The sequence below is a fragment of the Neobacillus endophyticus genome, assembly GCF_013248975.1.
GTDB classification, from domain to species: Bacteria; Bacillota; Bacilli; order Bacillales; family Cytobacillaceae; genus Neobacillus; species Neobacillus endophyticus.
The window spans coordinates 1,720,321-1,747,124 of sequence record NZ_JABRWH010000001.1 but is presented as its reverse complement, the minus strand read 5'-3'; the positions used below and the strand labels follow the sequence as shown (position 1 = coordinate 1,747,124).

The window sequence follows — 26,804 nt, the reverse complement described above, 5'->3', positions numbered from 1 at the left end:
GGCTCATAGGTCCAGCTTTATCCTTAGAAAGGAGGTGATCCAGCCGCACCTTCCGATACGGCTACCTTGTTACGACTTCACCCCAATCATCTGTCCCACCTTAGGCGGCTGGCTCCTTACGGTTACCCCACCGACTTCGGGTGTTACAAACTCTCGTGGTGTGACGGGCGGTGTGTACAAGGCCCGGGAACGTATTCACCGCGGCATGCTGATCCGCGATTACTAGCGATTCCGGCTTCATGCAGGCGAGTTGCAGCCTGCAATCCGAACTGAGAATGGTTTTGTGGGATTGGCTCCACCTCGCGGCTTCGCTGCCCTTTGTACCATCCATTGTAGCACGTGTGTAGCCCAGGTCATAAGGGGCATGATGATTTGACGTCATCCCCACCTTCCTCCGGTTTGTCACCGGCAGTCACCTTAGAGTGCCCAACTAAATGCTGGCAACTAAGATCAAGGGTTGCGCTCGTTGCGGGACTTAACCCAACATCTCACGACACGAGCTGACGACAACCATGCACCACCTGTCACTCTGTCCCCCGAAGGGGAACGTCCTATCTCTAGGAGTGTCAGAGGATGTCAAGACCTGGTAAGGTTCTTCGCGTTGCTTCGAATTAAACCACATGCTCCACCGCTTGTGCGGGCCCCCGTCAATTCCTTTGAGTTTCAGCCTTGCGGCCGTACTCCCCAGGCGGAGTGCTTAATGCGTTAGCTGCAGCACTAAAGGGCGGAAACCCTCTAACACTTAGCACTCATCGTTTACGGCGTGGACTACCAGGGTATCTAATCCTGTTTGCTCCCCACGCTTTCGCGCCTCAGCGTCAGTTACAGACCAGAAAGCCGCCTTCGCCACTGGTGTTCCTCCACATCTCTACGCATTTCACCGCTACACGTGGAATTCCGCTTTCCTCTTCTGCACTCAAGTCCCCCAGTTTCCAATGACCCTCCACGGTTGAGCCGTGGGCTTTCACATCAGACTTAAAGGACCGCCTGCGCGCGCTTTACGCCCAATAATTCCGGACAACGCTTGCCACCTACGTATTACCGCGGCTGCTGGCACGTAGTTAGCCGTGGCTTTCTGGTTAGGTACCGTCAAGGTACCGGCAGTTACTCCGGTACTTGTTCTTCCCTAACAACAGAGCTTTACGACCCGAAGGCCTTCATCGCTCACGCGGCGTTGCTCCATCAGACTTTCGTCCATTGTGGAAGATTCCCTACTGCTGCCTCCCGTAGGAGTCTGGGCCGTGTCTCAGTCCCAGTGTGGCCGATCACCCTCTCAGGTCGGCTACGCATCGTCGCCTTGGTGAGCCGTTACCTCACCAACTAGCTAATGCGCCGCGGGCCCATCTGTAAGTGACAGCCGAAACCGTCTTTCAGTTCTTCCTCATGCAAGGAAGAAGATTATCCGGTATTAGCTCCGGTTTCCCGAAGTTATCCCGATCTTACAGGCAGGTTGCCCACGTGTTACTCACCCGTCCGCCGCTAACCTCAAGGAGCAAGCTCCTCGAGATTCGCTCGACTTGCATGTATTAGGCACGCCGCCAGCGTTCGTCCTGAGCCAGGATCAAACTCTCCAAGAAAGTTGATATAGCTCATAAAAATAACGTTGGCTTCATTTCGTTAGAAATGAATAATTATTGTTTGTTAACGTTTTTGTTTGTTTAGTTTTCAAAGAACATTCTAACTCTTTCGCCCAAAAGCGACTTTTTTATGATAACAAAGCAAAATTACTTTGTCAACATGTTTTTTGGTGGAGCCTAGCGGGATCGAACCGCTGACCTCCTGCGTGCAAAGCAGGCGCTCTCCCAGCTGAGCTAAGGCCCCAATATTAAATGTACTGGTCGGGAAAACAGGATTCGAACCTGCGACCCCTTGGTCCCAAACCAAGTGCTCTACCAAGCTGAGCTATTTCCCGATATGCTTTAATTGGTGGCGCGCCCGAAAGGAGTCGAACCCATAACCTTCTGATCCGTAGTCAGACGCTCTATCCAATTGAGCTACGGGCGCATGTTTCATTAAAGTGGTGCCGAGGACCGGAATCGAACCGGTACGGTAGTCACCTACCGCAGGATTTTAAGTCCTGTGCGTCTGCCAGTTCCGCCACCCCGGCAACTTTGGAGCGGAAGACGGGATTCGAACCCGCGACCCCCACCTTGGCAAGGTGGTGTTCTACCACTGAACTACTTCCGCATATTAAATGATGCGGGTGAAGGGAGTCGAACCCCCACGCCTTGCGGCGCCAGATCCTAAGTCTGGTGCGTCTGCCAATTCCGCCACACCCGCATATTTAAATGGTGAGCCATGAAGGACTCGAACCTTCGACCCTCTGATTAAAAGTCAGATGCTCTACCAACTGAGCTAATGGCTCAAACATGGTGCCGGCTAGAGGACTTGAACCCCCAACCTACTGATTACAAGTCAGTTGCTCTACCAATTGAGCTAAACCGGCATAAAATAAATATTGTAAATGGTGGAGGATGACGGGATCGAACCGCCGACCCTCTGCTTGTAAGGCAGATGCTCTCCCAGCTGAGCTAATCCTCCATATTTTATAGCCTGGCAGCGTCCTACTCTCACAGGGGCTTTCGCCCCAACTACCATTGGCGCTGAGAAGCTTAACTTCCGTGTTCGGTATGGGAACGGGTGTGACCTTCTCGCCATCACCGCCAGACTATTTTATTGAGGTTTCATTCCCTCAAAACTAGATAATACAGAAGAAACGTTTAAGAACGAGTTCGCTTTATTCATATTGCTATGACTTGGTTAAGTCCTCGATCGATTAGTATCAGTCAGCTCCACATGTTACCACGCTTCCACCTCTGACCTATCAACCTGATCATCTTTCAGGGATCTTACTAGCTTGACGCTATGGGAAATCTCATCTTGAGGGGGGCTTCATGCTTAGATGCTTTCAGCACTTATCCCGTCCGCACATAGCTACCCAGCGATGCCTTTGGCAAGACAACTGGTACACCAGCGGTGCGTCCATCCCGGTCCTCTCGTACTAAGGACAGCTCCTCTCAAATTTCCTGCGCCCGCGACGGATAGGGACCGAACTGTCTCACGACGTTCTGAACCCAGCTCGCGTACCGCTTTAATGGGCGAACAGCCCAACCCTTGGGACCGACTACAGCCCCAGGATGCGATGAGCCGACATCGAGGTGCCAAACCTCCCCGTCGATGTGGACTCTTGGGGGAGATAAGCCTGTTATCCCCAGGGTAGCTTTTATCCGTTGAGCGATGGCCCTTCCATGCGGAACCACCGGATCACTAAGCCCGACTTTCGTCCCTGCTCGACTTGTAGGTCTCGCAGTCAAGCTCCCTTGTGCCTTTACACTCTGCGAATGATTTCCAACCATTCTGAGGGAACCTTTGGGCGCCTCCGTTACTCTTTAGGAGGCGACCGCCCCAGTCAAACTGCCCACCTGACACTGTCTCCCACCCCGATCAGGGGTGTGGGTTAGAATTTCAATACAGCCAGGGTAGTATCCCACCGACGCCTCCACCGAAGCTGGCGCTCCGGCTTCTCAGGCTCCTACCTATCCTGTACAAGCTGTACCAAAATTCAATATCAGGCTACAGTAAAGCTCCATGGGGTCTTTCCGTCCTGTCGCGGGTAACCTGCATCTTCACAGGTACTATAATTTCACCGAGTCTCTCGTTGAGACAGTGCCCAGATCGTTACGCCTTTCGTGCGGGTCGGAACTTACCCGACAAGGAATTTCGCTACCTTAGGACCGTTATAGTTACGGCCGCCGTTTACTGGGGCTTCGATTCAGAGCTTCGCTTGCGCTAACCCCTCCTCTTAACCTTCCAGCACCGGGCAGGCGTCAGCCCCTATACTTCGCCTTGCGGCTTCGCAGAGACCTGTGTTTTTGCTAAACAGTCGCCTGGGCCTATTCACTGCGGCTCTTCGAGGCTATTCACCTCAAAAAGCACCCCTTCTCCCGAAGTTACGGGGTCATTTTGCCGAGTTCCTTAACGAGAGTTCTCTCGCTCACCTTAGGATTCTCTCCTCGCCTACCTGTGTCGGTTTGCGGTACGGGCACCTTTTATCTCGCTAGAGGCTTTTCTTGGCAGTGTGGAATCAGGAACTTCGGTACTCTATTTCCCTCGCTATCACAGCTCAGCCTGTTCGAAAAGCGGATTTTCCTGCTTCTCAGCCTAACTGCTTAGACGCGCATATCCAACAGCGCGCTTACCCTATCCTCCTGCGTCCCCCCATCACTCAAACGATAAAGAGGTGGTACAGGAATATCAACCTGTTGTCCATCGCCTACGCCTTTCGGCCTCGGCTTAGGTCCCGACTAACCCTGAGCGGACGAGCCTTCCTCAGGAAACCTTAGGCATTCGGTGGATGAGATTCTCACTCATCTTTCGCTACTCATACCGGCATTCTCACTTCTAAGCGCTCCACGGGTCCTTCCGATCCCGCTTCACAGCCCTTAGAACGCTCTCCTACCACTGACATCGTAGATGTCAATCCACAGCTTCGGTGATACGTTTAGCCCCGGTACATTTTCGGCGCAGAGTCACTCGACCAGTGAGCTATTACGCACTCTTTAAATGGTGGCTGCTTCTAAGCCAACATCCTGGTTGTCTAAGCAACTCCACATCCTTTTCCACTTAACGTATACTTTGGGACCTTAGCTGGTGGTCTGGGCTGTTTCCCTTTTGACTACGGATCTTATCACTCGCAGTCTGACTCCCACGGATAAGTCTTTGGCATTCGGAGTTTGTCTGAATTCGGTAACCCGATGAGGGCCCCTAGTCCAAACAGTGCTCTACCTCCAAGACTCTTACTACGTGAGGCTAGCCCTAAAGCTATTTCGGAGAGAACCAGCTATCTCCAAGTTCGATTGGAATTTCTCCGCTACCCACACCTCATCCGCGCACTTTTCAACGTGCGTCGGTTCGGGCCTCCATCCAGTGTTACCTGGACTTCACCCTGGACATGGGTAGATCACCTGGTTTCGGGTCTACGACTACATACTAAAACGCCCTATTCAGACTCGCTTTCGCTGCGGCTCCGTCTCTTCAACTTAACCTTGCATGTAATCGTAACTCGCCGGTTCATTCTACAAAAGGCACGCCATCACCCATAAACGGGCTCTGACTACTTGTAGGCACACGGTTTCAGGATCTCTTTCACTCCCCTTCCGGGGTGCTTTTCACCTTTCCCTCACGGTACTGGTTCACTATCGGTCACTAGGGAGTATTTAGCCTTGGGAGATGGTCCTCCCTGCTTCCGACCGGATTTCACGTGTCCGGCCGTACTCAGGATCCACTCAGGAGGGAACGAAGTTTCAACTACAGGGCTGTTACCTTCTATGACGGGCCTTTCCAGACCGCTTCATCTACCCCGTTCCTTTGTAACTCCATGTTGAGTGTCCTACAACCCCGAAAGGCAAGCCTTTCGGTTTGGGCTGTTCCCGTTTCGCTCGCCGCTACTCAGGGAATCGCGTTTGCTTTCTCTTCCTCCGGGTACTTAGATGTTTCAGTTCCCCGGGTCTGCCTTCAGTACCCTATGTATTCAGGTAAAGATACTGCTCCATTACGAGCAGTGGGTTCCCCCATTCGGAAATCTCCGGATCAAAGCTTACTTACAGCTCCCCGAAGCATATCGGTGTTAGTCCCGTCCTTCATCGGCTCCTAGTGCCAAGGCATCCACCGTGCGCCCTTTCTAACTTAACCTAAAAGGTTTTACTCTTAAAAATAAGAGAGAAAAACTAAAATGGCGATTACTCGGTTCTTGCTTGGTTTCTTCTATACGATTATCTAGTTTTCAAAGAACGAATAAAAAAAGCTTTGAGAGAGATTGTTCTCTCAAAACTAAACAAACAAAGAACGTGTCACAAACCGTTTTGTCTGGCTCATAGGTCCAGCTTTATCCTTAGAAAGGAGGTGATCCAGCCGCACCTTCCGATACGGCTACCTTGTTACGACTTCACCCCAATCATCTGTCCCACCTTAGGCGGCTGGCTCCTTACGGTTACCCCACCGACTTCGGGTGTTACAAACTCTCGTGGTGTGACGGGCGGTGTGTACAAGGCCCGGGAACGTATTCACCGCGGCATGCTGATCCGCGATTACTAGCGATTCCGGCTTCATGCAGGCGAGTTGCAGCCTGCAATCCGAACTGAGAATGGTTTTGTGGGATTGGCTCCACCTCGCGGCTTCGCTGCCCTTTGTACCATCCATTGTAGCACGTGTGTAGCCCAGGTCATAAGGGGCATGATGATTTGACGTCATCCCCACCTTCCTCCGGTTTGTCACCGGCAGTCACCTTAGAGTGCCCAACTAAATGCTGGCAACTAAGATCAAGGGTTGCGCTCGTTGCGGGACTTAACCCAACATCTCACGACACGAGCTGACGACAACCATGCACCACCTGTCACTCTGTCCCCCGAAGGGGAACGTCCTATCTCTAGGAGTGTCAGAGGATGTCAAGACCTGGTAAGGTTCTTCGCGTTGCTTCGAATTAAACCACATGCTCCACCGCTTGTGCGGGCCCCCGTCAATTCCTTTGAGTTTCAGCCTTGCGGCCGTACTCCCCAGGCGGAGTGCTTAATGCGTTAGCTGCAGCACTAAAGGGCGGAAACCCTCTAACACTTAGCACTCATCGTTTACGGCGTGGACTACCAGGGTATCTAATCCTGTTTGCTCCCCACGCTTTCGCGCCTCAGCGTCAGTTACAGACCAGAAAGCCGCCTTCGCCACTGGTGTTCCTCCACATCTCTACGCATTTCACCGCTACACGTGGAATTCCGCTTTCCTCTTCTGCACTCAAGTCCCCCAGTTTCCAATGACCCTCCACGGTTGAGCCGTGGGCTTTCACATCAGACTTAAAGGACCGCCTGCGCGCGCTTTACGCCCAATAATTCCGGACAACGCTTGCCACCTACGTATTACCGCGGCTGCTGGCACGTAGTTAGCCGTGGCTTTCTGGTTAGGTACCGTCAAGGTACCGGCAGTTACTCCGGTACTTGTTCTTCCCTAACAACAGAGCTTTACGACCCGAAGGCCTTCATCGCTCACGCGGCGTTGCTCCATCAGACTTTCGTCCATTGTGGAAGATTCCCTACTGCTGCCTCCCGTAGGAGTCTGGGCCGTGTCTCAGTCCCAGTGTGGCCGATCACCCTCTCAGGTCGGCTACGCATCGTCGCCTTGGTGAGCCGTTACCTCACCAACTAGCTAATGCGCCGCGGGCCCATCTGTAAGTGACAGCCGAAACCGTCTTTCAGTTCTTCCTCATGCAAGGAAGAAGATTATCCGGTATTAGCTCCGGTTTCCCGAAGTTATCCCGATCTTACAGGCAGGTTGCCCACGTGTTACTCACCCGTCCGCCGCTAACCTCAAGGAGCAAGCTCCTCGAGATTCGCTCGACTTGCATGTATTAGGCACGCCGCCAGCGTTCGTCCTGAGCCAGGATCAAACTCTCCAAGAAAGTTGATATAGCTCATAAAAATAACGTTGGCTTCATTTCGTTAGAAATGAATAATTATTGTTTGTTAACGTTTTTGTTTGTTTAGTTTTCAAAGAACATTCTAACTCTTTCGCCCAAAAGCGACTTTTTAATAATATCAAGTTATCAACCGAAAGTCAACAACTTTTTTAATTTTGCTTTGTTGTTTTTCAACAACGAATATTAATATATCACCATTAAAGATTCGGCGCAATAGTTTTTTACAAAAAAAATAAAGTGGGAATATTCAAATATATTTTCAAACTGAAATTATGTTATTCGTTCGCATAGAAAAAACGCGTCGTACAGAATTAGAACTGCTCTAATTTCGCTTTTCCTAAAAAATTATCTCTCTTACATACATTCTAGGACGCTCTATCTTATTTAATTGGTTAAGCAGAACTACCAGACATTTAATGCACCTTTAGTTATTCATATAACCAGATTAACAACAGACTATTAGCCAATTATGCTACTTCTACTCCATTATCAGCCCGTTAGACCCGCTCCTTTGCCAGCTAAACGCTATCTACTTATTCCTCCCCTTGAGTAAGATCTCACTACGGCAGGCTATTGGAATCCTGAACACGAAAATATAGAAAACTCGCCGACTGGCGAGCCCGTTGGGCGAAGACAGAGGCGTAGTTCGTCGAAAAGCGCAACTTCTCGACTGCGAGGCTAATGCTCACGAAGCATTCCTTAGTGCACTTATGCCTGATAGAAAAGTTATACTTTCCTATCAGCTAAAGAAAGGAGCGCCAGTAAATACCGGCGCTCCTCTTTCTTATCGATGACGCATTAGCGGGAATAATAGAACATCGCGGATAGACGGTGAATTGGTTAGCAGCATAACTAAGCGGTCAATACCGATACCTAAACCCCCTGTAGGCGCCATACCATATTCTAATGCTTCAACAAAGTCATCATCCATCATATGAGCTTCATCGTTTCCCTGTTCACGTTCTGTTAATTGTGCTTCAAAACGCTCTCTTTGGTCAATCGGGTCGTTTAGCTCCGTGAAAGCATTAGCGTGTTCACGGGCAACAATAAATAATTCAAAACGATCTGTGAATCTTGGGTCGTCTTCATTTTTCTTTGCAAGCGGCGAGATTTCCACCGGATGACCGTAAATAAACGTCGGCTGAATCAGTTTTTCCTCTACCTTTTGTTCGAAGAATTCATTAACAATATGACCGTAAAGCATATTATCTTTAATTTCAACACCGTGTTCTTTTGCAAGCTGGCGTGCTTCCTCAACGCTTGTTTCTTTCCAGAAGTCTACTCCTGTGTACTCTTTTATGGCATCTACCATGTGAAGTCGTTTCCACTCTGGAGTCAGATCTACTTCATATTCACCGTATTGAATTTTAGTTGTTCCTATAACTTCTTGAGCAATATGGGCAATCATGTTCTCTGTAAGGCTCATGATATCATGGAAGTCCGCGTACGCTTCATAAAGTTCGAGCATGGTGAATTCAGGGTTGTGGCGGGTTGAAACACCTTCATTTCTGAAGACACGGCCAATTTCATATACTTTTTCAAGACCGCCGACAATTAAACGTTTTAAATGCAGTTCTATAGCAATCCGCATGAAAAGTGGCATGTCAAGCGCATTGTGATGGGTAATAAACGGGCGTGCAGCGGCGCCTCCGGCAATAGAATGCATCATAGGTGTTTCCACCTCTAAATATCCGTTTCCATCTAAATAGCGGCGCATCGATTGAATGATACGGCTACGCGCGATAAAGGTTTCCTTGCTTTCTTGACTCATAATAAGGTCAAGATAACGTTGACGGTATCGCTGTTCAATATCTTTAAGTCCATGGAATTTGTCAGGCAGCGGTCTCAGCGCCTTCGTTAAAAATGTAAAGTCTTGGACTTTTACAGAAAGTTCTCCAGTTTTTGTTTTAAAAACAGATCCAGAAACACCAATGATATCCCCTAAATCAGCTGTATCGAAGATTTCATATTGCTCCTCCCCGATAGCATCCTGACGGACATATATTTGGATTTGTCCTGATAAGTCCTGGATATGAGCAAAACCCGCTTTGCCTTTCCCGCGTTTCGTCATAATCCGGCCAGCTATAGCCGTTTGAATATTCTTTTCAGTTAGATCTTCAGCAGACAGTTCTCCGTATTGATCCTTCAATTCCTTGGCATTATGCGTACGTTCAAAACGTTTGCCAAATGGATCTAGGCCATTTTCCCTCATTGCGGCCATTTTTTCTCGTCTGACCTGCAGTTGGTCATTTAATTCTTCTTGACTCATTTCCGATCAACTCCAATAATCTCTTTTTTATGTAAAATATAAATTCATAAATACAAGAGGACAATTTTTACATACTATATTATTTTACACAAAAGTGCATGTTCAGACATCAAAAAAGTTTAATTATACAAAAAAACCGCCAGTTTTTCTTCTGGCAGCCTCAAATCTAGCCTACAATAGCCTCGTTTCGCTCTTGTTCTTCTACATCCACTACTAACCCATTTAATAGAGTTACTAGATCTTCACGAGTATTACACTCATTGATAGCGTTACGTACTTTGGCATTGCCTTGGATTCCTTTTAAATACCAGGCAGCATGCTTACGCATTTCACGAACCGCGATGTCTTCATTTTTTAAAGCGATTAATCGATCCAAGTGAAGGATACAGACATCGATTTTTTCACTTACCGGCGGCTCATCCATCAGTATTCCTGTTTCTATATACTTAACCGTACGGTAAATCATCCATGGATTTCCTAGTGCTGCTCGGCCAATCATTACACCATCAACACCGGTTTCATCGAGCATTCTTTTGGCATCCTGCGGCGTTTGGACATCACCATTACCTATAACAGGAATGTTTACGGATTGCTTCACTTCACGAATAATATCCCAATTCGCCTTTCCTTCGTACATTTGTACACGAGTACGGCCGTGCAGAGCAACAGCCTTGCCGCCTGCCCGTTCAACAGCTTGAGCATTTTTGACTGCATAAATATGCTCTTCATCCCAGCCCATCCGCATTTTTACTGTAACAGGTTTCTCAACTGCTTCAACAACAGAAGAAACCATTTCATAAATTTTATTTGGATCTAAAAGCCATTTGGCCCCTGCATCACACTTTGTAATTTTCGGAACCGGACAACCCATATTAATGTCGATAATATCAGCATTAGTATTTTGATCCACAAATTTGGCTGCTTCCACCAACGTTTCTTTTTCACCACCAAAAATTTGCAGGCTTAGCGGCTTTTCACGTTCATCAATATATAACATATTCATTGTCTTTTCATTTTTAAAGACAATTCCTTTATCACTGACCATTTCTGCACACACTAATCCGGCTCCAAATTCTTTCACCGTTAAACGGAAAGCAGAGTTACAAACACCGGCCATTGGTGCTAATACAACCGGATTTTTCATTTCAATGTCGCCGATTTTTAACACTAAATAACCTCCTACAATCTTTCTAACAGACACCTCGATTAATCCTTCGGTGTTAAATCATCTACACTTATTTTTAATGAGAGAGCAATTTTCTCTATCAAATCTCCCGCAGGCAGGCGGTTCCCTCTCTCAATTTCTCCTAAAATAGATACTGATACACCTAGTTCCTTCGAAAAGCTCTCCTGTGTATACCCTTTTAGCTTCCGATAGGCTCGAATACGTCTTCCCCATTTTTCCGCTTCCATATTCGGACTCCTTCTCTATCAGGTAGTTGATTTAAACATGCTGAAATTGGCTTTTCCATCCCTGGTAGGTAAAGATCAGGCTTCATCTCGGAAAGAGGCACCAGCACAAACGCCCGTTCAAGCATCCGAGGATGTGGAACAACAAGCTTCTCTGTTTCAATATTTTCTTGGTTAAAGGTCAGAATGTCAAGGTCTAATGTCCGCGGACCCCACCGTATTTCCCTTTTCCTACCAAGATCAGTTTCCACTTTTAAGCAACGTTCTAACAGTTGCTGTGCATTTAAAGTTGTTTTTATCTCCATTACCATGTTTAAAAATTGATCCTGATCTTCATAACCGACAGGGTCAGTTTCATAAACGGAGGAGTAATTTACCAGGTGGATATCCGAAAAACCCGTTAACATTTTAATTGCATCTATTAAGTTTGCATAGCGGTCCCCTATATTGGAGCCAAGGGCAATACAAGCTAAATTTTCCACTATTACCTACTCCTTGTGATTTCTACAGCAACTGATTTATAATGTCCCGGAATCGGTGGATTTGGCTTTATAACCTTTACCGTTACTTCTGAAACTAACATAAATACTGACAATACACTAGCGGCAATCTTTTCTGCAACAGATTCCACTAGCTTAAATCTTTTATCCCCTTCAACAATTTCTTTGCAAAGTTGATAAAGCTCGCCATAATGAACTGATACTTCCAAATTATCTGTTTCTCCTGCTTTTTTTAAGTCAACGGACACGGTTAAATCAACCTCGAAGCGCTGGCCAAGCACATTCTCCTCAGGAAAAACACCGTGGTAGCCATAAAATTGCATACCGGTTACATAAATTTTATCCAACGTTATCACCTTTCCCCATCAGCACATCCATCATTTTGGCCATTCTGCTCATTTCCTTCACATCATGAACTCGGACAAGCTGGCAGCCTTTTTGAATTCCGTAGCATATGGATGCGCCCGTCCCTTCTATTCTTTCATTTACCGAAAGATCCAGTGCTTCTCCGATCATTCTTTTTCGTGAAACAGCTAAAAGGACAGGATATCCGAGCATCACCAGTTTGTCCAGGTTTTGCATCATTAATAGATTTTCCTGATAATCTTTAGCAAAACCAATTCCAGGGTCTAAAATAATGTCCTCATCCTTCACACCTGCCAATTTTGCGATCGTAATGCTTTCATAAAGATCACTTATGACATCTCTAATAAAATGCTGATAATCCCGGTTCTTCCGATTATGCATTAAGATAATGGGCACTCCAGCTTCCGCTGCAACCCCGGCCATTTTGCCATCTGCTTTAGCCCCCCAAACATCATTAATGATATGAGCCCCTGCAGCTATTGCCCGTTTAGCAGTTTCTGCTTTATATGTATCAATCGAGATTGGTACTTGTACTTCTCCAGCCACTGCTTCAATAACCGGCAGTACCCGTTTCAGTTCCTCTTCCAAGGAAACAGCTGCATGTCCAGGACGGGTTGATTCACCGCCAATATCGATAATATCGGCACCATTTGCCACCATTTCCTTTGCATGCTCAACTGCTTTTTCGATACGATCAAATTGACCTCCGTCCGAAAAGGAATCAGGGGTGACATTTAAGATGCCCATCACTAGTGTTTTTTTCTGAAAGTCAAGCGTATACGGACCGCAGCGAAGCAGGCCTTGTTTAGCTTCCATCCCTATTCCCTCCTACTTCATTTTCACTCCTATTTATCATACATGAAATTTAAAATGGTTTCATATTTTCGGCATAAAAAAAGAGGCCCGGCTTCCAGCCAACGCCTCTCTTAATAACTATTCTGCGTCGTATTGGTAAAGTGGTGTACTTAAATAGCGTTCACCGTTATCTGGAATAATCGCCAGTACTTTTTTGCCTTTACCTAGTTTTTTGGCAACTTCCACTGCTGCGTGAATGGCTGCACCTGAAGAAATTCCTCCAAGGACACCTTCTTCTTTTGCTGCCCGACGCGAAGCGGCAAATGCATCTTCAGCAGTAACTTGAATAACTTCATCATAAATATCAGTGTTTAATGTATCTGGAACAAATCCGGCACCGAGACCTTGAAGTTTATGCGGGCCAGGCTTACCTCCTGAAAGAACTGGAGAATCTTTTGGTTCAACTGCCACGATTTTCACATTCGGGAATTTTTCACGAAGCACACTACCGGCTCCAGAAATGGTACCACCAGTACCAATACCTGATACAAATGCATCCAGTTGGTCCATTTGTTCTACAATTTCCTTACCTGTTGTTCTGCGGTGTACCTCAGGATTAGCTTGGTTTTTAAATTGCTGAGGCATGAAATAGCCATTCTCAGCTGCAAGAGCTTCTGCTTTCGCAATTGCTCCCTTCATTCCTTCGGGACCAGGTGTTAGTACAAGCTCCGCTCCATATGCACGAAGAAGGTTTCGTCTTTCCAAGCTCATTGTTTCAGGCATAACAAAAACGGCCTTGTAGCCTTTTGCAGCGGCAACCATTGCAAGTCCGATTCCTGTATTACCGCTTGTTGGCTCAATGATCGTATCGCCTGGTTTAATTAAACCCTGCTGCTCAGCTGCTTCAATCATGGCCAAGCCAATACGGTCCTTTACACTACTGCCTGGATTAAAATATTCTAGCTTTAAATAGACCTCTGCACTATTTTCATCTACTAATCTGTTTAATTTGACAATTGGAGTTTGACCGATTAATTCAGCTACTGAATTTGCAACACGTACCATAAGTGCACCTCTATTCCGAGTATTTTTATTGGATTTATATTGAATTTACATCTATCAGCTCATTTTGTCAATTAGTTTGATTTAAAATATTTTAAAAAATCTAAAAAGAAAAAAACGCAGGAAATAATATTTCCTACGTTCCCCATTTACCTTTTATTTTGCCAACTCTTTTAATTGCTCAAGTTCTTCTTTAGTAAAGAGATACTTCTCATTACAGAAGTGGCAATGTGCCTCGGCTTGACCATCTTCCACAATCATGTCGTTAATTTCCTTTTTTCCTAAACCAATTATAGCATCTGCAAATCGTTCCTTTGAGCAAGTACATTGGAATTTTACCGGCATCGTCTCGATAACTTTAACATGTTCTTTACCGAATAGTTCTTCCAATATTTGCTCTGGTGTTAAGCCTTTTTCAATTAATTTGGATATCGGAGGAATGGTTTTCAGTCTTTCTTCCAATAGGGCAATAATCGAATCCTCTGTTCCAGGCAAAACTTGGATAATAAATCCCCCTGCAGCAAGAATGCTGTCATCAGGATTGACTAAAACCCCAACACCAACGGAAGAAGGGACCTGCTCTGAAGTCACGAAATAATAAGTAAAGTCTTCACCTAATTCCCCGGAAATAAGCGGCACTTGTCCGGAAAAGAAATCACGAAGCCCAAGGTCCTTGACCACCGATAACAAGCCGTCCGTTCCGACCGCACGGCGGACATCAAGCTTTCCATGCTCGTTTGATTCAAAATCGACTTGAGGATTGGTTACATAACCTCTTACTTCCCCTTTGGCGTTACTGTCAACCAAAATAGGGCCAACTGGACCACCGCCGTCAATTTTAATGGTCAGCTTTTCCTCCCCCTTCAACATAGCCCCCATCATGACCCCTGCGGTCATCGAGCGGCCAAGTGCGGCAGATGCTGTCCGCCATGTTTGATGTCGCCTCTGTGCCTCATTGATCGTGTCTGTCGTCCGAACTGCATATGCCCTGAAGCTTCCGTTATAGGCAAGTGCCTTTACTAAATAATCACTCATTTTGATACTCCTTTCACGCTGCTACTCTTTAGGATGCCCTTGGTTTCTCTTATAGATAAGCTGTAAGCCTTTTAATGTTAAGAATGGATCAACGATATCAATTACTGTTGATTCCTGAGCAATTAAATTGGCCAGACCGCCTGTTGCGATGACAGTCGGTTTTTTGACGCTTTGGTCTTCCATTCGCTTTACAATACCTTCTACTTGACCCACATACCCATATACAATTCCTGCTTGCATCGCAGATACCGTGTTTTTCCCAATGATTCCTTCTGGACGGGTTATTTCAATTCGCGGTAATTTTGCAGCCCTGGAATAAAGAGCCTCCGTTGAGATCCCGATCCCTGGCGCAATGGCACCACCCATGTATTGACGTTCCTCATTAACATAGCAATAAGTAGTAGCAGTTCCAAAATCGACAATAATTAGCGGGCTTCCATATTCATGGATGGCAGCAACAGCATTGACAATCCGGTCTGCCCCCACCTCTCTTGGGTTTTCATATTTAATATTCAAGCCCGTTTTGATTCCCGGACCTACCACAAGTGGTTTTATATGAAAATATTTCTGGCACATTCTTTCTAACGCAAACATAATGGGCGGCACTACTGAAGAAATAATAATGCCGTCAATATCGGAAAACGTCAGGCCTGCATGCTCAAACAAAGATTTAATACTCATGCCAAATTCATCTTCCGTGCGATTTCGATTCGTTTCGATGCGCCAATGATATTTCAGCACGTCACCTTCATAAACGCCTAGCACAATATTGGTATTTCCTACATCAAATACGAAAATCAAGTATATCCCTCACTTTTTGGTGATATTTCTTTTTTTACATACTGCAAACATAATAACACAATTAGAGTTTTCATGAAAAAAAGAGTGCTTCCGTTGAAGCACTCAAGTATTATTTATTATCAATTTCATCAGGAGGAGAATCCAAGAGTGATTTCTCTTCTTTTACTTCTTCATCCTTTTTCGAATTGATATTTACCTTTACATCATCTTTTTTCAAATCCAATCGCACTTTTTCAAGTTCAGCTGGATCTTCCGGTAGCTGGCCATGTTCTACTACATACCTAATCTGCTCAGCATTCAGCGTCTCTACTTCTAACAATGTCTTGGCAATCAGATCCAATTTATCACGATTTTCTGTAAGGATCTTTTTACATCTTTCATAGCTTTCTTTAATGATGCGTTGAATTTCCAAGTCAATTTCATAGGCAATGGCATCAGAATAATTTTGCTCATTATGAAGGTCGCGACCCAAGAATACCTGACCGCCTTGCGCCTGGCCAAATTGGAGAGGACCAAGTTTTTCACTCATACCGAATTCTGTTACCATCCGGCGTGCAATACCTGTGGCACGTTGGAAGTCGTTGTGAGCGCCTGTGCTGACTTCACCAAAGACAATTTCTTCAGCTACACGTCCTCCAAGCAGGCCGACGATTTTATCCAAAAGCTCCGGCTTAGTCATAAAGTAACGATCTTCTTTAGGCAGCATAACAGCGTATCCACCAGCCTGGCCACGTGGCACAATTGTTACTTTGTGTACCATTTCTGCCTCATCAAGCACCAAACCAATAACCGTATGACCACCTTCATGGAAAGCAACGATTTTGCGTTCTTTTTCAGAAATTACACGGCTCTTTTTCGCTGGGCCTGCAATGACGCGGTCAGTGGCTTCATCAATATCCACCATATCGATTTTCTTTTTATTTTGACGTGCAGCCACAAGGGCTGCTTCGTTTAATAAGTTCTCTAAATCGGCACCAGAAAAACCTGGAGTACGCATTGCAATATTTTTCAAGTTAACTGCTTCATCCAAAGGTTTATTGCGGGCATGTACCTTTAATACGGCTTCACGGCCATTAACATCTGGACGGTCTACGGTAATTTGTCGGTCAAAACGGCCTGGACGGAGCAATGCAGGGTCAAGAATATCAGGACGGTTTGTGGCTGCAATGATAATAATTCCTTCATTCGCACCGAATCCATCCATTTCAACAAGCAATTGGTTTAAAGTTTGCTCACGTTCATCATGCCCGCCTCCAAGACCAGCACCACGCTGACGGCCTACTGCATCAATCTCATCAATAAAAATAATACATGGAGCATTTTTCTTTGCGTTTTCAAATAAATCACGAACACGGGATGCCCCCACCCCTACAAACATTTCAACGAAATCAGATCCACTGATAGAGAAAAACGGTACCCCAGCTTCACCCGCAACTGCACGGGCAAGTAATGTTTTACCGGTTCCAGGAGGTCCTACAAGAAGAACGCCTTTTGGAATCCGTGCTCCCAGCTCTGCAAACTTGCGAGGGTCCTTTAAGAATTCAACTACTTCGACTAATTCTGCTTTCTCTTCATCCGCTCCGGCTACATCTCTAAAACGAACTTTTTTCTTATCGTCATTATATAGCTTTGCTTTTGACTTACCAAAGTTCATGACCCGGCTGCCGCCGCCTTGAGCTTGGTTTAGTAAGAAGAAAAATAAAATAAAGATAATCACAAATGGAATAATCGAAGTAAAGAAAGTCACCCAGCCGCTTGTTTCTTTAGCAGGCAAAACTTCCACTTTTGATTTCGCCTGATCAATGCGGTCAAGAATTTTTTGACTATCCGGGATATAGGTAATGAATTTTTTACTGTTTGCTTCTAATTCTCCGCGTACTTCATATACACCACGGTCAGGCTGCATCGAAAATGACTTAATCTCACCGTGTTCTAATTGTGAAACGAATTTATCATATGAAATGTGATCTGTTGGCTCATTGCTTCCATTAAAGAAGCTGACGACGCCAATTATGACTAAAAATATCAATAAATAAAAGATGGTATTACGGAAAATCCGATTCATCTCTTACCTCCTCCCGCGGGTAAAAACTATAGTAAATCGTATCATAGAAAATCTTACTAATTCAAGAAATTGCTCTCAGTATGAATGCTAAACTTTCCTGAGCATACATACAACATCGCTTATGAAAAACTTGTCATTATTTATTGATTATTGCTGTATACTTCGGGTTTTAATACCCCAATATAAGGGAGGTTTCGGTATTTTTCCATGTAATCCAATCCATAGCCGACAACAAACTCATCTGGAACATCAAAACCGACATAATCTGCTTTAATGTTACTTTTCCTACCGGATGGTTTATCTAGCAATGTGACAATTTTAATGGATTTTGCTTTCCGATAGTGGAACAAATCCACTAAATAACTTAAGGTAAGACCACTGTCAATAATATCCTCGATAATTAAAAGGTCTCTCCCTTCAACAGAAGTATCCAAATCTTTCAGGATTTTCACTTCCCCAGAGGATACCATCGAGGTGCCATAACTAGAAACATCCATAAAGTCCATTTCCAAATAGCAGTCCATCCGCTTCAATAAATCAGCCATAAAAGGCATTGCACCTTTTAAAACGCCAATTGCAAGGGGGAATCGATCCTTATATTCCTCTGTTAGTTGTGCTGCTAACACCTTGATTTTTTCTTGAATTTCCTCTTCGGAAACTAAAACTTTTTTAATATCCTGGTTCATTCTAAATGTGCCCCCTAGAAGATCTTAACTTTCATATGTGAGAAGTATATATTGTTGTGCTGAACGGTCCTTTCCTTCCAAAGCAGATTTTTTCAAACCCGGAAGCCAAAGAACACAACCATTCTTATCTGTAATTACTGGCCAAGTATCGCGTTTATGAATCGGTATTTTATGGTCAATAAAGATATCTTTTAACTTTCTTGTCCCATTCATTCCTTTCAACGTCATGCGGTCACCTTGTTTTCTTGTTCGAACAATCAACGGCCAATTTACACTTTTCTCCGCAAATATAGCGGAATTTTGATGCATAAATGGAATTTCCCCCGTTATGGTCTCCATTAAGATGGTATCCCCGCCCGGTAAGTTAATCTTCCCCGGCCCGTTTAATTCAAACAAATAAGGTTCAGCCTCTTCTTGTTTAAATTGAAAGGTTATTTCAAAATAAGAGCGATTCACCTTCAGACCGTTAGGAAAATCAAGCCTCCCCGACGGCTCTCCTTGCTGAATCAGATGAAATACTTGATCGATATGTACGGCAGAAAGAGAGACAGGCTTTACTTTATAAAGATAGTTTAATATTAGTTGAATCCCTCTTCTTTGTAAAGGTAAAGGCACTTTAAGTAAGCGGGTAATATCGATTGTGATTTTACCTTCTTCTCTGCTTGTCATTACTGTATTCATTTCTCGGACAGTTAATTCCTCAAGAAAAGCTTCATCCTCTTGCAGGTTCTCACTAAATCGCTGAAAATGTTCATGCACATGGGGATTTTCCCTTTTTAAAAAAGGCAGAACCTCTTTACGAAACCGATTTCGGCTATAGATACTTTCTGCATTACTTGGGTCAATTCTTGGGGAAAGGTGCTGTCTCTTACAATAATCTTCAATTTCCACCTTTGTTACACCTAAAAAAGGGCGGAAAATTACCCCATTTTGAAAAGAGCGGGTGAACGGTATCCCCGTTCTCGCCATTCCTGTGCTTCCCCTTGTTAACCGCATCAGAATGGTTTCAATTTGGTCATCGCCATGATGTCCAAGTGCCAAAAATTTAAATTGGTACTTCTCCATAATTTTCTGGTAAAACTCATAGCGCACTTCCCTTCCAGCAAGTTCTGCGCTTTGCCCTGTTTCCTCCATCACTTTCGGTACATTAACGCGAACCATTTCAAACGGTACCTGCTCCTGCTTACAAAACTCCTTCACAAACATCGCATCTTCATAGGACTCCTGTCCACGGAACATATGATCTACATGCGCAGCGACAAGTGCAAGATTCTCTTTTCTCCTTTTTTGAAGCAGGTAATGAAGCAATGCTAAAGAGTCTGGTCCTCCTGAAACCCCTACAACTATTCCTGCATTCTTCATTGTAAATGCGTGCCGTTTCAAAAAGGCCTCAACCTTTGATTCCAACATTTCTCTACTCTTCCTTAATTCAAATTTAAATTACCATAAGCTTATCATTTAAAATATAGACTTGCCTATGCCATTAAAATATTTCCTATAAAAAGCTGGAATTTCATTTTCTTTATTTACGTTCCATTTTCTAATAAGTTTCATCGAATTACAAAAGTTTCATAAAAATATAAAATCCATATAAAGTACATAGAATGAAGCTAATAAGAAAGAACTCTTTCCATCCTTTCTTCTTCTTTGCCTTTCGATAATGCTGCCTTGTAAGGGGCGTGGATGATTGGGGCTGCTTTAGTCCTTTATTCTGCTTACCAGCCGCAATTGGGCTGTGCGTTTTTTGAGGTTGCTTTGCTGCAGTATGATCATTAAATTGGCCCAGCATTTCAGCCCTCATTTGCCTTGCTGTTGCATAATGGCCCTGTAAAGCCTTTAAAATAACTTTTTCAAATGAATGCAGGTCATTTTTTTGCCGAATGGCCTCTTTTAGCTGTCCAAGCCCGCCAAGCGTCTTTTTAAATCGCTTTGGATAAGCAGAATTAATCATAATCATGGCAACTGCAAATAAATCATAGGAAGGCTCTGCTTTTCTTGACCCCAGCCCCCAATATCCGCGGTCATAAAACTCCGTGAATTCTTTTATAGCCCTTCCTTTAATCGTAGTGCCCCCTACATCGATACATCTAATTTTAGGCGGCGGCCCTGTAACGATTAAATTTTCAGGTTTTAAATCACCAAACACCCAGCCGTTTTCATGTAATTTATCCAGATCATTTAGTAGTTGAAGAATTAAAATTGGCATCCATGACTTTCCTTTCTGCTGCAAAAAGGAAAGAAGATCCGGGCCTTGGATATAATCCATGACATAAAAGGAAATGACGGGCCCCTTTGACTGCCAATCATCAACATCAAGCAAAGAAGGCCCAAGGGTTGGGGTTCCCTGGACCTTAGCAAAAGATTTCAATACATTTACCTCTGATGTGATGGACATCCCATTTTCACTCATCTTTAACGCTACTGGTGTATTGTTATGCTTAGCAAGGTAAACAACGCCGTTTGCGCCAAATCCTAATTCCTTTATAATTGTATACTTTTTGTTATGCCATTTCCCAGTAATGATGGTTCCAGAAATAACCTTACATTGATTCTTCAAAGTATGATTCATCATCACGTGCCAGCAGGCTCCTTAATGTTGGTTTTTGATTAAAAGACGATACAGCCGTACGCAATGCAGGGCCTGTAGGTGTAATGCCCCCTGTCGAAAGCTTGGAGAACACACTTGTCAAAGATTGCAGATTTGGCGTCCAGTCCAGCAGTTTTTCGACATCGGTTCTTTTCCCGGGAAATGCATAAACAGAAAATTGATTCTCACCAGAACGTGCATTTAAACTAAGAGAAAGGTCCAGCAATGCTTCTTTTACTGTCGGCAGCTTGTGTTTCATACTTGCGCTCGTATCGACAAGAATCAACACTTCCAATTCGACAGTTTCTCCTAATTCATCCACTACTTCCATAACCTCTCCGCGTTTTTCTGGAGGAAGATCCTCCATTGTTTTGGATCGTCCCAAAATTTGTTGTAATTCTCTGTTTACTACTCCTTGAATCGTTTGATTCATAGCCTTGCGGGTCACCATTTGCACCGTTTGTGAGAGAGCCTCGGAATAGACAATTTGGCTGACTCCCCCTCCCGACAACGCAATACCTTCAATTTCTGTTATTCCTTTTTCATCAATGACATCATGTTCCATGACACCAATCACATTAACAGTAATTCCTTGCTCTTTTGCAAGTGCGGCCATAGCAATCGGATCTTCGCCTTGATTGGAACAGCCATCCGTAATCAATAAAATCTGCCTGATTTTACCTGTATACATAATCTTCTCCCTCCACACATGTGTTGGTATCATTTTCGACTTTGTGGAGCTGATTTATACATAATCATGGTGAATGCAGGATAAAATAGTCATTTACGCCCGGCGTTTGATTGGATGAACAGGTATGGATGCCCATTTTGGCGTATTGTGTTTAATTTTCGCCACGGTCACGGTCATATCGTCATCAATAATCCCTGATCTCGAGCGAATGACATCCTCCATAATCAAATCGGCAACCTCTTGCGGATCCTCTGTCTCCAATTCCAGTATCTTCCGTTTCATCCATAAATCATAATTTTCAACATGTTTCGGCCCCTCAAATACTCCATCACTCATCATAATAAGCAAATCCCCTGCTTTTAACTGCTCACTGACGACATCGACCTCGAATTCCTGAAGAATTCCCATTGGCAGATTACTAGCCTGAATTTTAATTACTTTTTTGCCTCGTTTAATAAAGCTGGGTGTCGAACCAATTTTGAGGAAATTGGCTGAGGCATTTTTCAAATCAATCATTGCTAAATCCAATGTTGAAAATATTTCATCTGTTGTCCTTAAAGATAAAATCGAGTTGATCGATTTAATGGCCACCTTCTCATCGATTCCAGATTGAAGAATTTTTTGTAATAGCAACAGAGTTTCATTGCTTTCATAATGGGCACGTTCTCCATTTCCCATACCATCACTAATCGCAATGGCAAATTTACCTGCTCCAAGCTCAATAGTGGAAAAACTGTCACCTGAAATTAATCCGCCATCTTTTGCAGCATGAGCAATGCCTGTCTCGACCATAAAGGCTTTAGAGGATCTAAAGACCGCATGGATATTTCCGCTTGAATAGTCATCATTTTCTTCTCGTTTTACAACGATCGTTTCTCCGAGAATATCAGACAGCATGGGGGCAATGATTTTCTCGCATTCTCCGTGCCCGCCCCCAAATGGAAGTGACATTTCAATATCCACATTTCCCGGCTCCAGGCTGTAGATATCCACTTGTTCAATATGAATACCGAAGCCCTGCAAGGCCTCTATAATTTGCTCCTCTTGCTTATAATGGTTTTCCCGTTCACGCTGAATTTCATTTGCGAAGTTCTCCATAACCTCAGAAACACCTTGCAATTGTTCGGCAACAAGCTTACGACTTTCCTGAACCTGCTTTTTTAACTTTTGATTGGCCTGAAAATAGGTTAACTCCTGGCCGATCGTATCATAAACCTTTTTTGACCGTGTACATTGCTTATCCCATTCCCTTGACAGTCTTAAAGGAACATTTCCATTGTTTTGATCCATTTCATGAATAATTTCTTCTAAGTAAGCATAGGTTGTACTAAAGTTTTTTGCCCAGCATTGTTCTTTTTTAAAACAGGTTTGGCAGGTTTTCTCTGTGACATTACTCATAAAATAATCCATTTCTCGGTTGCTTTCCTCTTCATCTGATAAAACTTCTGTTTGTGAAAAGCTTTTGGAAAGCGCGTTAAATACGTTAGAGAATTGGGAAACACGCTGTGCTGTCACATCCCTCATCTTCCTCATGTATTTTTGTTGTTCCGCAGTATGCTCTGACGTACCAGGGATATATTTGGCCAATCGGGAGGTTATGCTTTGAGGTGTTAAAAGAAATAAAAAAATTGCAGCCGCTGTTTCCATGACTGTAACCTTTAAGGAACCGTCTCCTTCACCGTACATTCCAATTAACAGCGTGGCAATTAATAGTCCAAAGGCAACGCCGAATTTTTTCCCTTCCTTCAGTAATCCGCCTAAAACCCCGGAAAATGCTAATAAACTCATATGATAAAAACTGGATACACTAGCCAGGCTGAAAATAAGACCCGTTACAACGCCTACTGTCGATCCCACTGTAGCCCCGGCTATAAAGGAAAATACTAGTACTAAATAGCGGGACATGATATGGTCCATGGATAAACCATATATTTTCCAGCCAATGGTTCCAGTTAAAACGGAAGCCAACATAATAATCAAGCAGACAATTTCCTCTGTCTTTAACAGCTGTCTGCGTTTATTTATTGTCATCATCGGAATGCTCTGCAGGAAAATGAGTGTTAAAATGAAGGCAAGACACGCTTGTACCCCTGTCATCATCGCATCATATAAAGTCAATTGTCGTGTAAAAATAAAGGCCTCTGCCAATTTCCCAATTCCTAAAATAATTCCTGCAAAATAGGGAAGCGCCTTCATTTCATTATCCAGCCACTTTTGACTGATTCGAAACACCAGCAAAAACAAGAAGGAAATCACAAATGTAGAGGCTGCGTTTGCTAACGATATGGTTGCCGCTCCCGCAATCAGTCCAATAAGGGCAAGCGGTGCCCTATCCTTTTTGATTAAGTAGACAGATGCAAAGAAAGGCAGGCTAAACGGAGTCAGCTTTGCCAAAATCAAGGCCCGTCCTAACAAAAAGCCAATCATTAATAACACGATCCCTTTTTTTATAAAAAAGGTTTCCAACATCGATTGAATTTTGTTTAATCCGCGCCACGGATCCCATTTGGATGAATGAAGGTTGACATCTCTGATCGGTTCTATTAAACCCCGTTCTACCTTTTCCATATAATCCTCTCCCTCTTATTTCATCGTTGCCAACTATTATAAATTTGCTAGATTTAAAAGTTTGTCAAATTAGTGAACAGGAAAAATTTTTCGTTCGACGGTTTTCACTATATTAACGCATTTAACCCAATTGACTGATGGGTACTGTCGTTATTTACACTTTTTCCCTTTTTGAGAATACAAAAAAAGACAAGTCATAATTGACCTGTCTTTATCTATTCATACATTCGTGAAACCTGCTATATCCGATTAAAAGTGAGCAGCAAGTTATTAACCGCGTCTAGCTCCTCTTCCGCCTCGCTTGGACTCCGTATGGCGCTTTAGGGAAGATAAACGATCTTCACTGTCTTTCAGGAAGCGTGCCATTTTTGCCTCAAAATTCTCGGGTTTATTACTATTGTTATTATTGCGATCGTTTGGTCTGCCTTGGCGAGGACGTTGTGTGTGAGCATTTGAATGCTTCTTTTCTGTTTCTGGTCTATCTTTCGCTTTTTTTATAGATAGCCCAATTTTCCCATCTTTTTCAACATTAATGACTTTCACTTCAACTTGGTCGCCAACTTTAAGATGATCATTAATATCCTTAACATAATTGTCTGCAACCTCGCTAATGTGTACAAGCCCTGTTGTTCCATCCGGCAGCTCCACAAACGCTCCGAAATTTGTAATCCCTGTTACCTTTCCTTGTAACTTGCTGCCTACTTCAATTGACATAAAAAAAATTTTCCTCCTTAAAAATATAAAAAATAATACTCATAATATATTATACAGAAAGGAAAAATTGAGTGTCAATAACACTAGAATTTGGTTCAATTCCCCTTCTTATCTTCTGGAATGTTAAAAATAATTTCATTTTTATCAGAAAAAAAGTACTCTTTTCTTGCCAGTTTTGCAATGTAATCATCATCATTTAAATTTACAATTTCCTGTTTCAAAGTACTTTGCTGATGTTTAAGGGCTGAGAGCTGGCTTTCCAGTTGCTTTTTTTGAACCATTTTAGTCTTAAGCTCAGCGGTTTGAGAAATATTTTGGGAAATTAACAAATAGGAAACGCAGCCGGCCAATACAAAAAACATTGAAAGTCTCCTTAACAGCAGCTTCCTTTTCCTGGCTGATGCGATTTCTGCATACTCTTGTTGCTTAACATAGGTTGTCTCCATTTTAGATACATTTTGGTTTTGTACTGCGCCCAATCCCTTTAACCTCCTCACTCTTTCCGCTTTTTCCAACGTTCTTTCCACTTTATGATATAATTCCCGATTTCCTTGATTTTTCCTGCCGTTCTATTATATAACTTATCGACGGAATTTTTAAGACCTTTCGGCATCAATTTCCAAAAAATTAATAAGATTTTTTTCAGTATCCCTAGAACTGTTTTTATTATAAATAAAAATATGGATAAGACAAATTTGACAAGGGTTAAAAGCCCCCTGCCAATTGAAAGAATAATAAGGATCAGGAGCTGAATAAGACCAAAGATGGGCCTATAGATTAAAAGCAGGAAGGTTTTTTTGATAATTCTAGCGCAAGCGATAACTGTTCTTATAAGAATTTCCAGCGTTTGAAGATAAAATTCCTTCAACAAGCTTTGATACGCTGCAAAACCACAAATAAGAGCTATAAAAATATAAAATCTAATCTCACCCTTATTTACTAAAAATAAAGTGTAAAAAATAAGCAATGCCTGAATAATCCAAAAAAGCAAATCATTAATAAAGACAATCCACTGCTTTCGTTTTGGCCGCTGTAAAAAGCGCTGGTACGTATCGAACATCGCTCCAAACAACGACCCCATTCCAATCATTGAAAGCATGGTCAGAAATTGCGTGGAGAGGGTCATCGGAATAACTTGCTAAAGAATCCTTTAGCTTTCTCCCCATGTTGCTCATCCAAGTAAACCAAATCAAAAATCTTCCCTTTAATGGAGACGATCCCCTTTTCCACATCGAGGTTCTTCATTTGCAGGTTTTGTCCCTTAATGGCCAGAAATCCCATTGATGTTTCTAATAAAAACTCTTCATTATCGAAGCTTTCTACTTGTTTTACACCCGTAATATCAAGAAGCTTGCGCCCTCTCATGATGACATCATGGTCCGGAGTACTGCTTTTTGATGGATTGTTTTCGTAATATTGGCTCATTCTTCATCCCTCACAATCATTTGTACAACCATTCTGTACATTTTTATGAGAAGGGACGATAATTTAGAACATCATCAATCAATTGAGGATTCTTGCTGGCTTAACCGTTCCTCACGAACAATAGTATACATCTCGGCAGCTTCCTCTTTTTTGGATGTTTCTTGAATTCTGTCAATTCTTACAGTAAGAATTCGCTGTCCAAGTCGAAGCGTCAATTCGTCTCCTACCTTTACCGTTGAACTGGCTTTTGCCTCTTTTCCATTGATTTCGATTCTGCCTTGATCAGAGACTTCTTTCGCTAAAGTCCTGCGTTTAATTAATCTTGAAACCTTTAAAAATTTATCCAAGCGCATTTATTGGACCCCCTA

General features: G+C 43.6%; 20 protein-coding genes, 9 tRNA genes and 4 rRNA genes. All 33 read right to left on the bottom strand.

Annotation, left to right across the window (positions count from 1 at the left end; genetic code table 11):
* Positions 1 to 27 precede the first annotated feature (27 nt).
* The 33 genes from HPT25_RS08420 to HPT25_RS08260 all read right to left on the bottom strand — a co-directional run bounded on the left by HPT25_RS08420 (position 28) and on the right by HPT25_RS08260 (position 26,789).
* Positions 28 to 1,577: ribosomal RNA gene (locus HPT25_RS08420) — 16S ribosomal RNA — on the bottom strand.
* Between the two features lie 168 nt (positions 1,578 to 1,745).
* A tRNA-Ala gene (locus HPT25_RS08415) sits at positions 1,746 to 1,821 on the bottom strand.
* A gap of 14 nt (positions 1,822 to 1,835) precedes the next feature.
* A tRNA-Pro gene (locus HPT25_RS08410) sits at positions 1,836 to 1,912 on the bottom strand.
* Positions 1,913 to 1,927: 15 nt separating this feature from the next.
* A tRNA-Arg gene (locus HPT25_RS08405) sits at positions 1,928 to 2,004 on the bottom strand.
* Between the two features lie 14 nt (positions 2,005 to 2,018).
* A tRNA-Leu gene (locus HPT25_RS08400) sits at positions 2,019 to 2,107 on the bottom strand.
* A gap of 5 nt (positions 2,108 to 2,112) precedes the next feature.
* Positions 2,113 to 2,187 (bottom strand) — tRNA-Gly (locus HPT25_RS08395).
* 11 nt (positions 2,188 to 2,198) lie between these two features.
* Positions 2,199 to 2,280 (bottom strand) — tRNA-Leu (locus HPT25_RS08390).
* 9 nt (positions 2,281 to 2,289) lie between these two features.
* Positions 2,290 to 2,365, bottom strand: a tRNA-Lys gene (locus HPT25_RS08385).
* Between the two features lie 5 nt (positions 2,366 to 2,370).
* Positions 2,371 to 2,446: transfer RNA gene (locus HPT25_RS08380), tRNA-Thr, on the bottom strand.
* Between the two features lie 19 nt (positions 2,447 to 2,465).
* Positions 2,466 to 2,541 (bottom strand) — tRNA-Val (locus HPT25_RS08375).
* 10 nt (positions 2,542 to 2,551) lie between these two features.
* Positions 2,552 to 2,668 (bottom strand): 5S ribosomal RNA (gene rrf / locus HPT25_RS08370).
* A gap of 88 nt (positions 2,669 to 2,756) precedes the next feature.
* Positions 2,757 to 5,691, bottom strand: a 23S ribosomal RNA gene (locus HPT25_RS08365).
* A 203-nt stretch (positions 5,692 to 5,894) separates the two neighbouring features.
* Positions 5,895 to 7,444: ribosomal RNA gene (locus HPT25_RS08360) — 16S ribosomal RNA — on the bottom strand.
* The 16S, 23S and 5S rRNA genes sit together here with 9 tRNA genes alongside, the layout of an rRNA operon.
* Before the next feature lie 802 nt (positions 7,445 to 8,246).
* Positions 8,247 to 9,731, bottom strand: a complete 1,485-nt coding sequence (lysS, locus tag HPT25_RS08355) for a lysine--tRNA ligase (RefSeq protein WP_173062564.1) — start codon at positions 9,729 to 9,731, stop codon at positions 8,247 to 8,249.
* Positions 9,732 to 9,897: 166 nt separating this feature from the next.
* Positions 9,898 to 10,899, bottom strand: coding sequence for a tRNA dihydrouridine synthase DusB (gene dusB, locus HPT25_RS08350; protein ID WP_173062561.1), 1,002 nt, complete (start codon positions 10,897 to 10,899; stop codon positions 9,898 to 9,900).
* A 38-nt stretch (positions 10,900 to 10,937) separates the two neighbouring features.
* Complete coding sequence (locus tag HPT25_RS08345; protein WP_173062558.1) at positions 10,938 to 11,144, bottom strand: helix-turn-helix domain-containing protein; 207 nt, start codon at positions 11,142 to 11,144, stop codon at positions 10,938 to 10,940.
* Positions 11,096 to 11,623, bottom strand: coding sequence for a 2-amino-4-hydroxy-6-hydroxymethyldihydropteridine diphosphokinase (folK, locus tag HPT25_RS08340; protein ID WP_173062555.1), 528 nt, complete (start codon positions 11,621 to 11,623; stop codon positions 11,096 to 11,098). Before folK ends, HPT25_RS08345 begins: the two co-directional genes overlap by 49 nt.
* 2 nt (positions 11,624 to 11,625) lie before the next feature.
* A complete protein-coding gene (folB, locus tag HPT25_RS08335; RefSeq protein ID WP_173062552.1) occupies positions 11,626 to 11,988 on the bottom strand; it encodes a dihydroneopterin aldolase in 363 nt (120 codons plus the stop codon).
* Positions 11,981 to 12,823 (bottom strand): dihydropteroate synthase, encoded by an 843-nt coding sequence (gene folP / locus HPT25_RS08330; RefSeq protein ID WP_173062549.1) that lies wholly within the window; start codon positions 12,821 to 12,823, stop codon positions 11,981 to 11,983. The genes folB and folP overlap by 8 nt, the downstream gene beginning before the upstream one ends.
* A gap of 117 nt (positions 12,824 to 12,940) precedes the next feature.
* The gene (gene cysK / locus HPT25_RS08325; protein WP_173062546.1) at positions 12,941 to 13,867 is read right to left on the bottom strand and encodes a cysteine synthase A; all 927 of its coding nucleotides are present in this window, start codon (positions 13,865 to 13,867) and stop codon (positions 12,941 to 12,943) included.
* A gap of 153 nt (positions 13,868 to 14,020) precedes the next feature.
* The gene (hslO, locus tag HPT25_RS08320; RefSeq protein WP_173062543.1) at positions 14,021 to 14,899 is read right to left on the bottom strand and encodes an Hsp33 family molecular chaperone HslO; all 879 of its coding nucleotides are present in this window, start codon (positions 14,897 to 14,899) and stop codon (positions 14,021 to 14,023) included.
* A 21-nt stretch (positions 14,900 to 14,920) separates the two neighbouring features.
* Positions 14,921 to 15,700 (bottom strand): type III pantothenate kinase, encoded by a 780-nt coding sequence (locus HPT25_RS08315; protein WP_173062540.1) that lies wholly within the window; start codon positions 15,698 to 15,700, stop codon positions 14,921 to 14,923.
* Between the two features lie 109 nt (positions 15,701 to 15,809).
* A complete protein-coding gene (ftsH, locus tag HPT25_RS08310; RefSeq protein ID WP_173062537.1) occupies positions 15,810 to 17,765 on the bottom strand; it encodes an ATP-dependent zinc metalloprotease FtsH in 1,956 nt (651 codons plus the stop codon).
* Between the two features lie 140 nt (positions 17,766 to 17,905).
* Positions 17,906 to 18,451 (bottom strand): hypoxanthine phosphoribosyltransferase, encoded by a 546-nt coding sequence (gene hpt / locus HPT25_RS08305; RefSeq protein WP_173062535.1) that lies wholly within the window; start codon positions 18,449 to 18,451, stop codon positions 17,906 to 17,908.
* Positions 18,452 to 18,475: 24 nt separating this feature from the next.
* Positions 18,476 to 19,861: a tRNA lysidine(34) synthetase TilS gene (tilS, locus tag HPT25_RS08300; RefSeq protein WP_173062532.1), complete on the bottom strand. Its 1,386-nt coding sequence runs from the start codon at positions 19,859 to 19,861 to the stop codon at positions 18,476 to 18,478.
* Positions 19,862 to 20,009: 148 nt separating this feature from the next.
* Positions 20,010 to 21,023, bottom strand: a complete 1,014-nt coding sequence (gene prkT, locus HPT25_RS08295; RefSeq protein WP_173062529.1) for a serine/threonine protein kinase PrkT — start codon at positions 21,021 to 21,023, stop codon at positions 20,010 to 20,012.
* On the bottom strand, positions 20,992 to 21,729 hold the full coding sequence (locus HPT25_RS08290; protein ID WP_173062526.1) for a VWA domain-containing protein: 738 nt from the start codon (positions 21,727 to 21,729) through the stop codon (positions 20,992 to 20,994). Before HPT25_RS08290 ends, prkT begins: the two co-directional genes overlap by 32 nt.
* Before the next feature lie 93 nt (positions 21,730 to 21,822).
* Complete coding sequence (gene spoIIE, locus HPT25_RS08285; protein ID WP_173062523.1) at positions 21,823 to 24,297, bottom strand: stage II sporulation protein E; 2,475 nt, start codon at positions 24,295 to 24,297, stop codon at positions 21,823 to 21,825.
* 270 nt (positions 24,298 to 24,567) lie between these two features.
* Positions 24,568 to 25,011 (bottom strand): S1 domain-containing RNA-binding protein, encoded by a 444-nt coding sequence (locus HPT25_RS08280; RefSeq protein ID WP_173062520.1) that lies wholly within the window; start codon positions 25,009 to 25,011, stop codon positions 24,568 to 24,570.
* A 95-nt stretch (positions 25,012 to 25,106) separates the two neighbouring features.
* A complete protein-coding gene (locus HPT25_RS08275; protein ID WP_173062517.1) occupies positions 25,107 to 25,490 on the bottom strand; it encodes an FtsB family cell division protein in 384 nt (127 codons plus the stop codon).
* Positions 25,491 to 25,504: 14 nt separating this feature from the next.
* Positions 25,505 to 26,137, bottom strand: a complete 633-nt coding sequence (gene yabQ / locus HPT25_RS08270) for a spore cortex biosynthesis protein YabQ (protein ID WP_173062514.1) — start codon at positions 26,135 to 26,137, stop codon at positions 25,505 to 25,507.
* Complete coding sequence (gene yabP, locus HPT25_RS08265) at positions 26,134 to 26,436, bottom strand: sporulation protein YabP (RefSeq protein WP_173062512.1); 303 nt, start codon at positions 26,434 to 26,436, stop codon at positions 26,134 to 26,136. Before yabP ends, yabQ begins: the two co-directional genes overlap by 4 nt.
* Positions 26,437 to 26,510: 74 nt before the next feature.
* Positions 26,511 to 26,789 carry an RNA-binding S4 domain-containing protein gene (locus HPT25_RS08260; protein ID WP_173062509.1) on the bottom strand — a complete coding sequence of 93 codons (279 nt, stop codon included), beginning with the start codon at positions 26,787 to 26,789 and terminating at the stop codon, positions 26,511 to 26,513.
* Between the last annotated feature and the right edge of the window lie 15 nt (positions 26,790 to 26,804).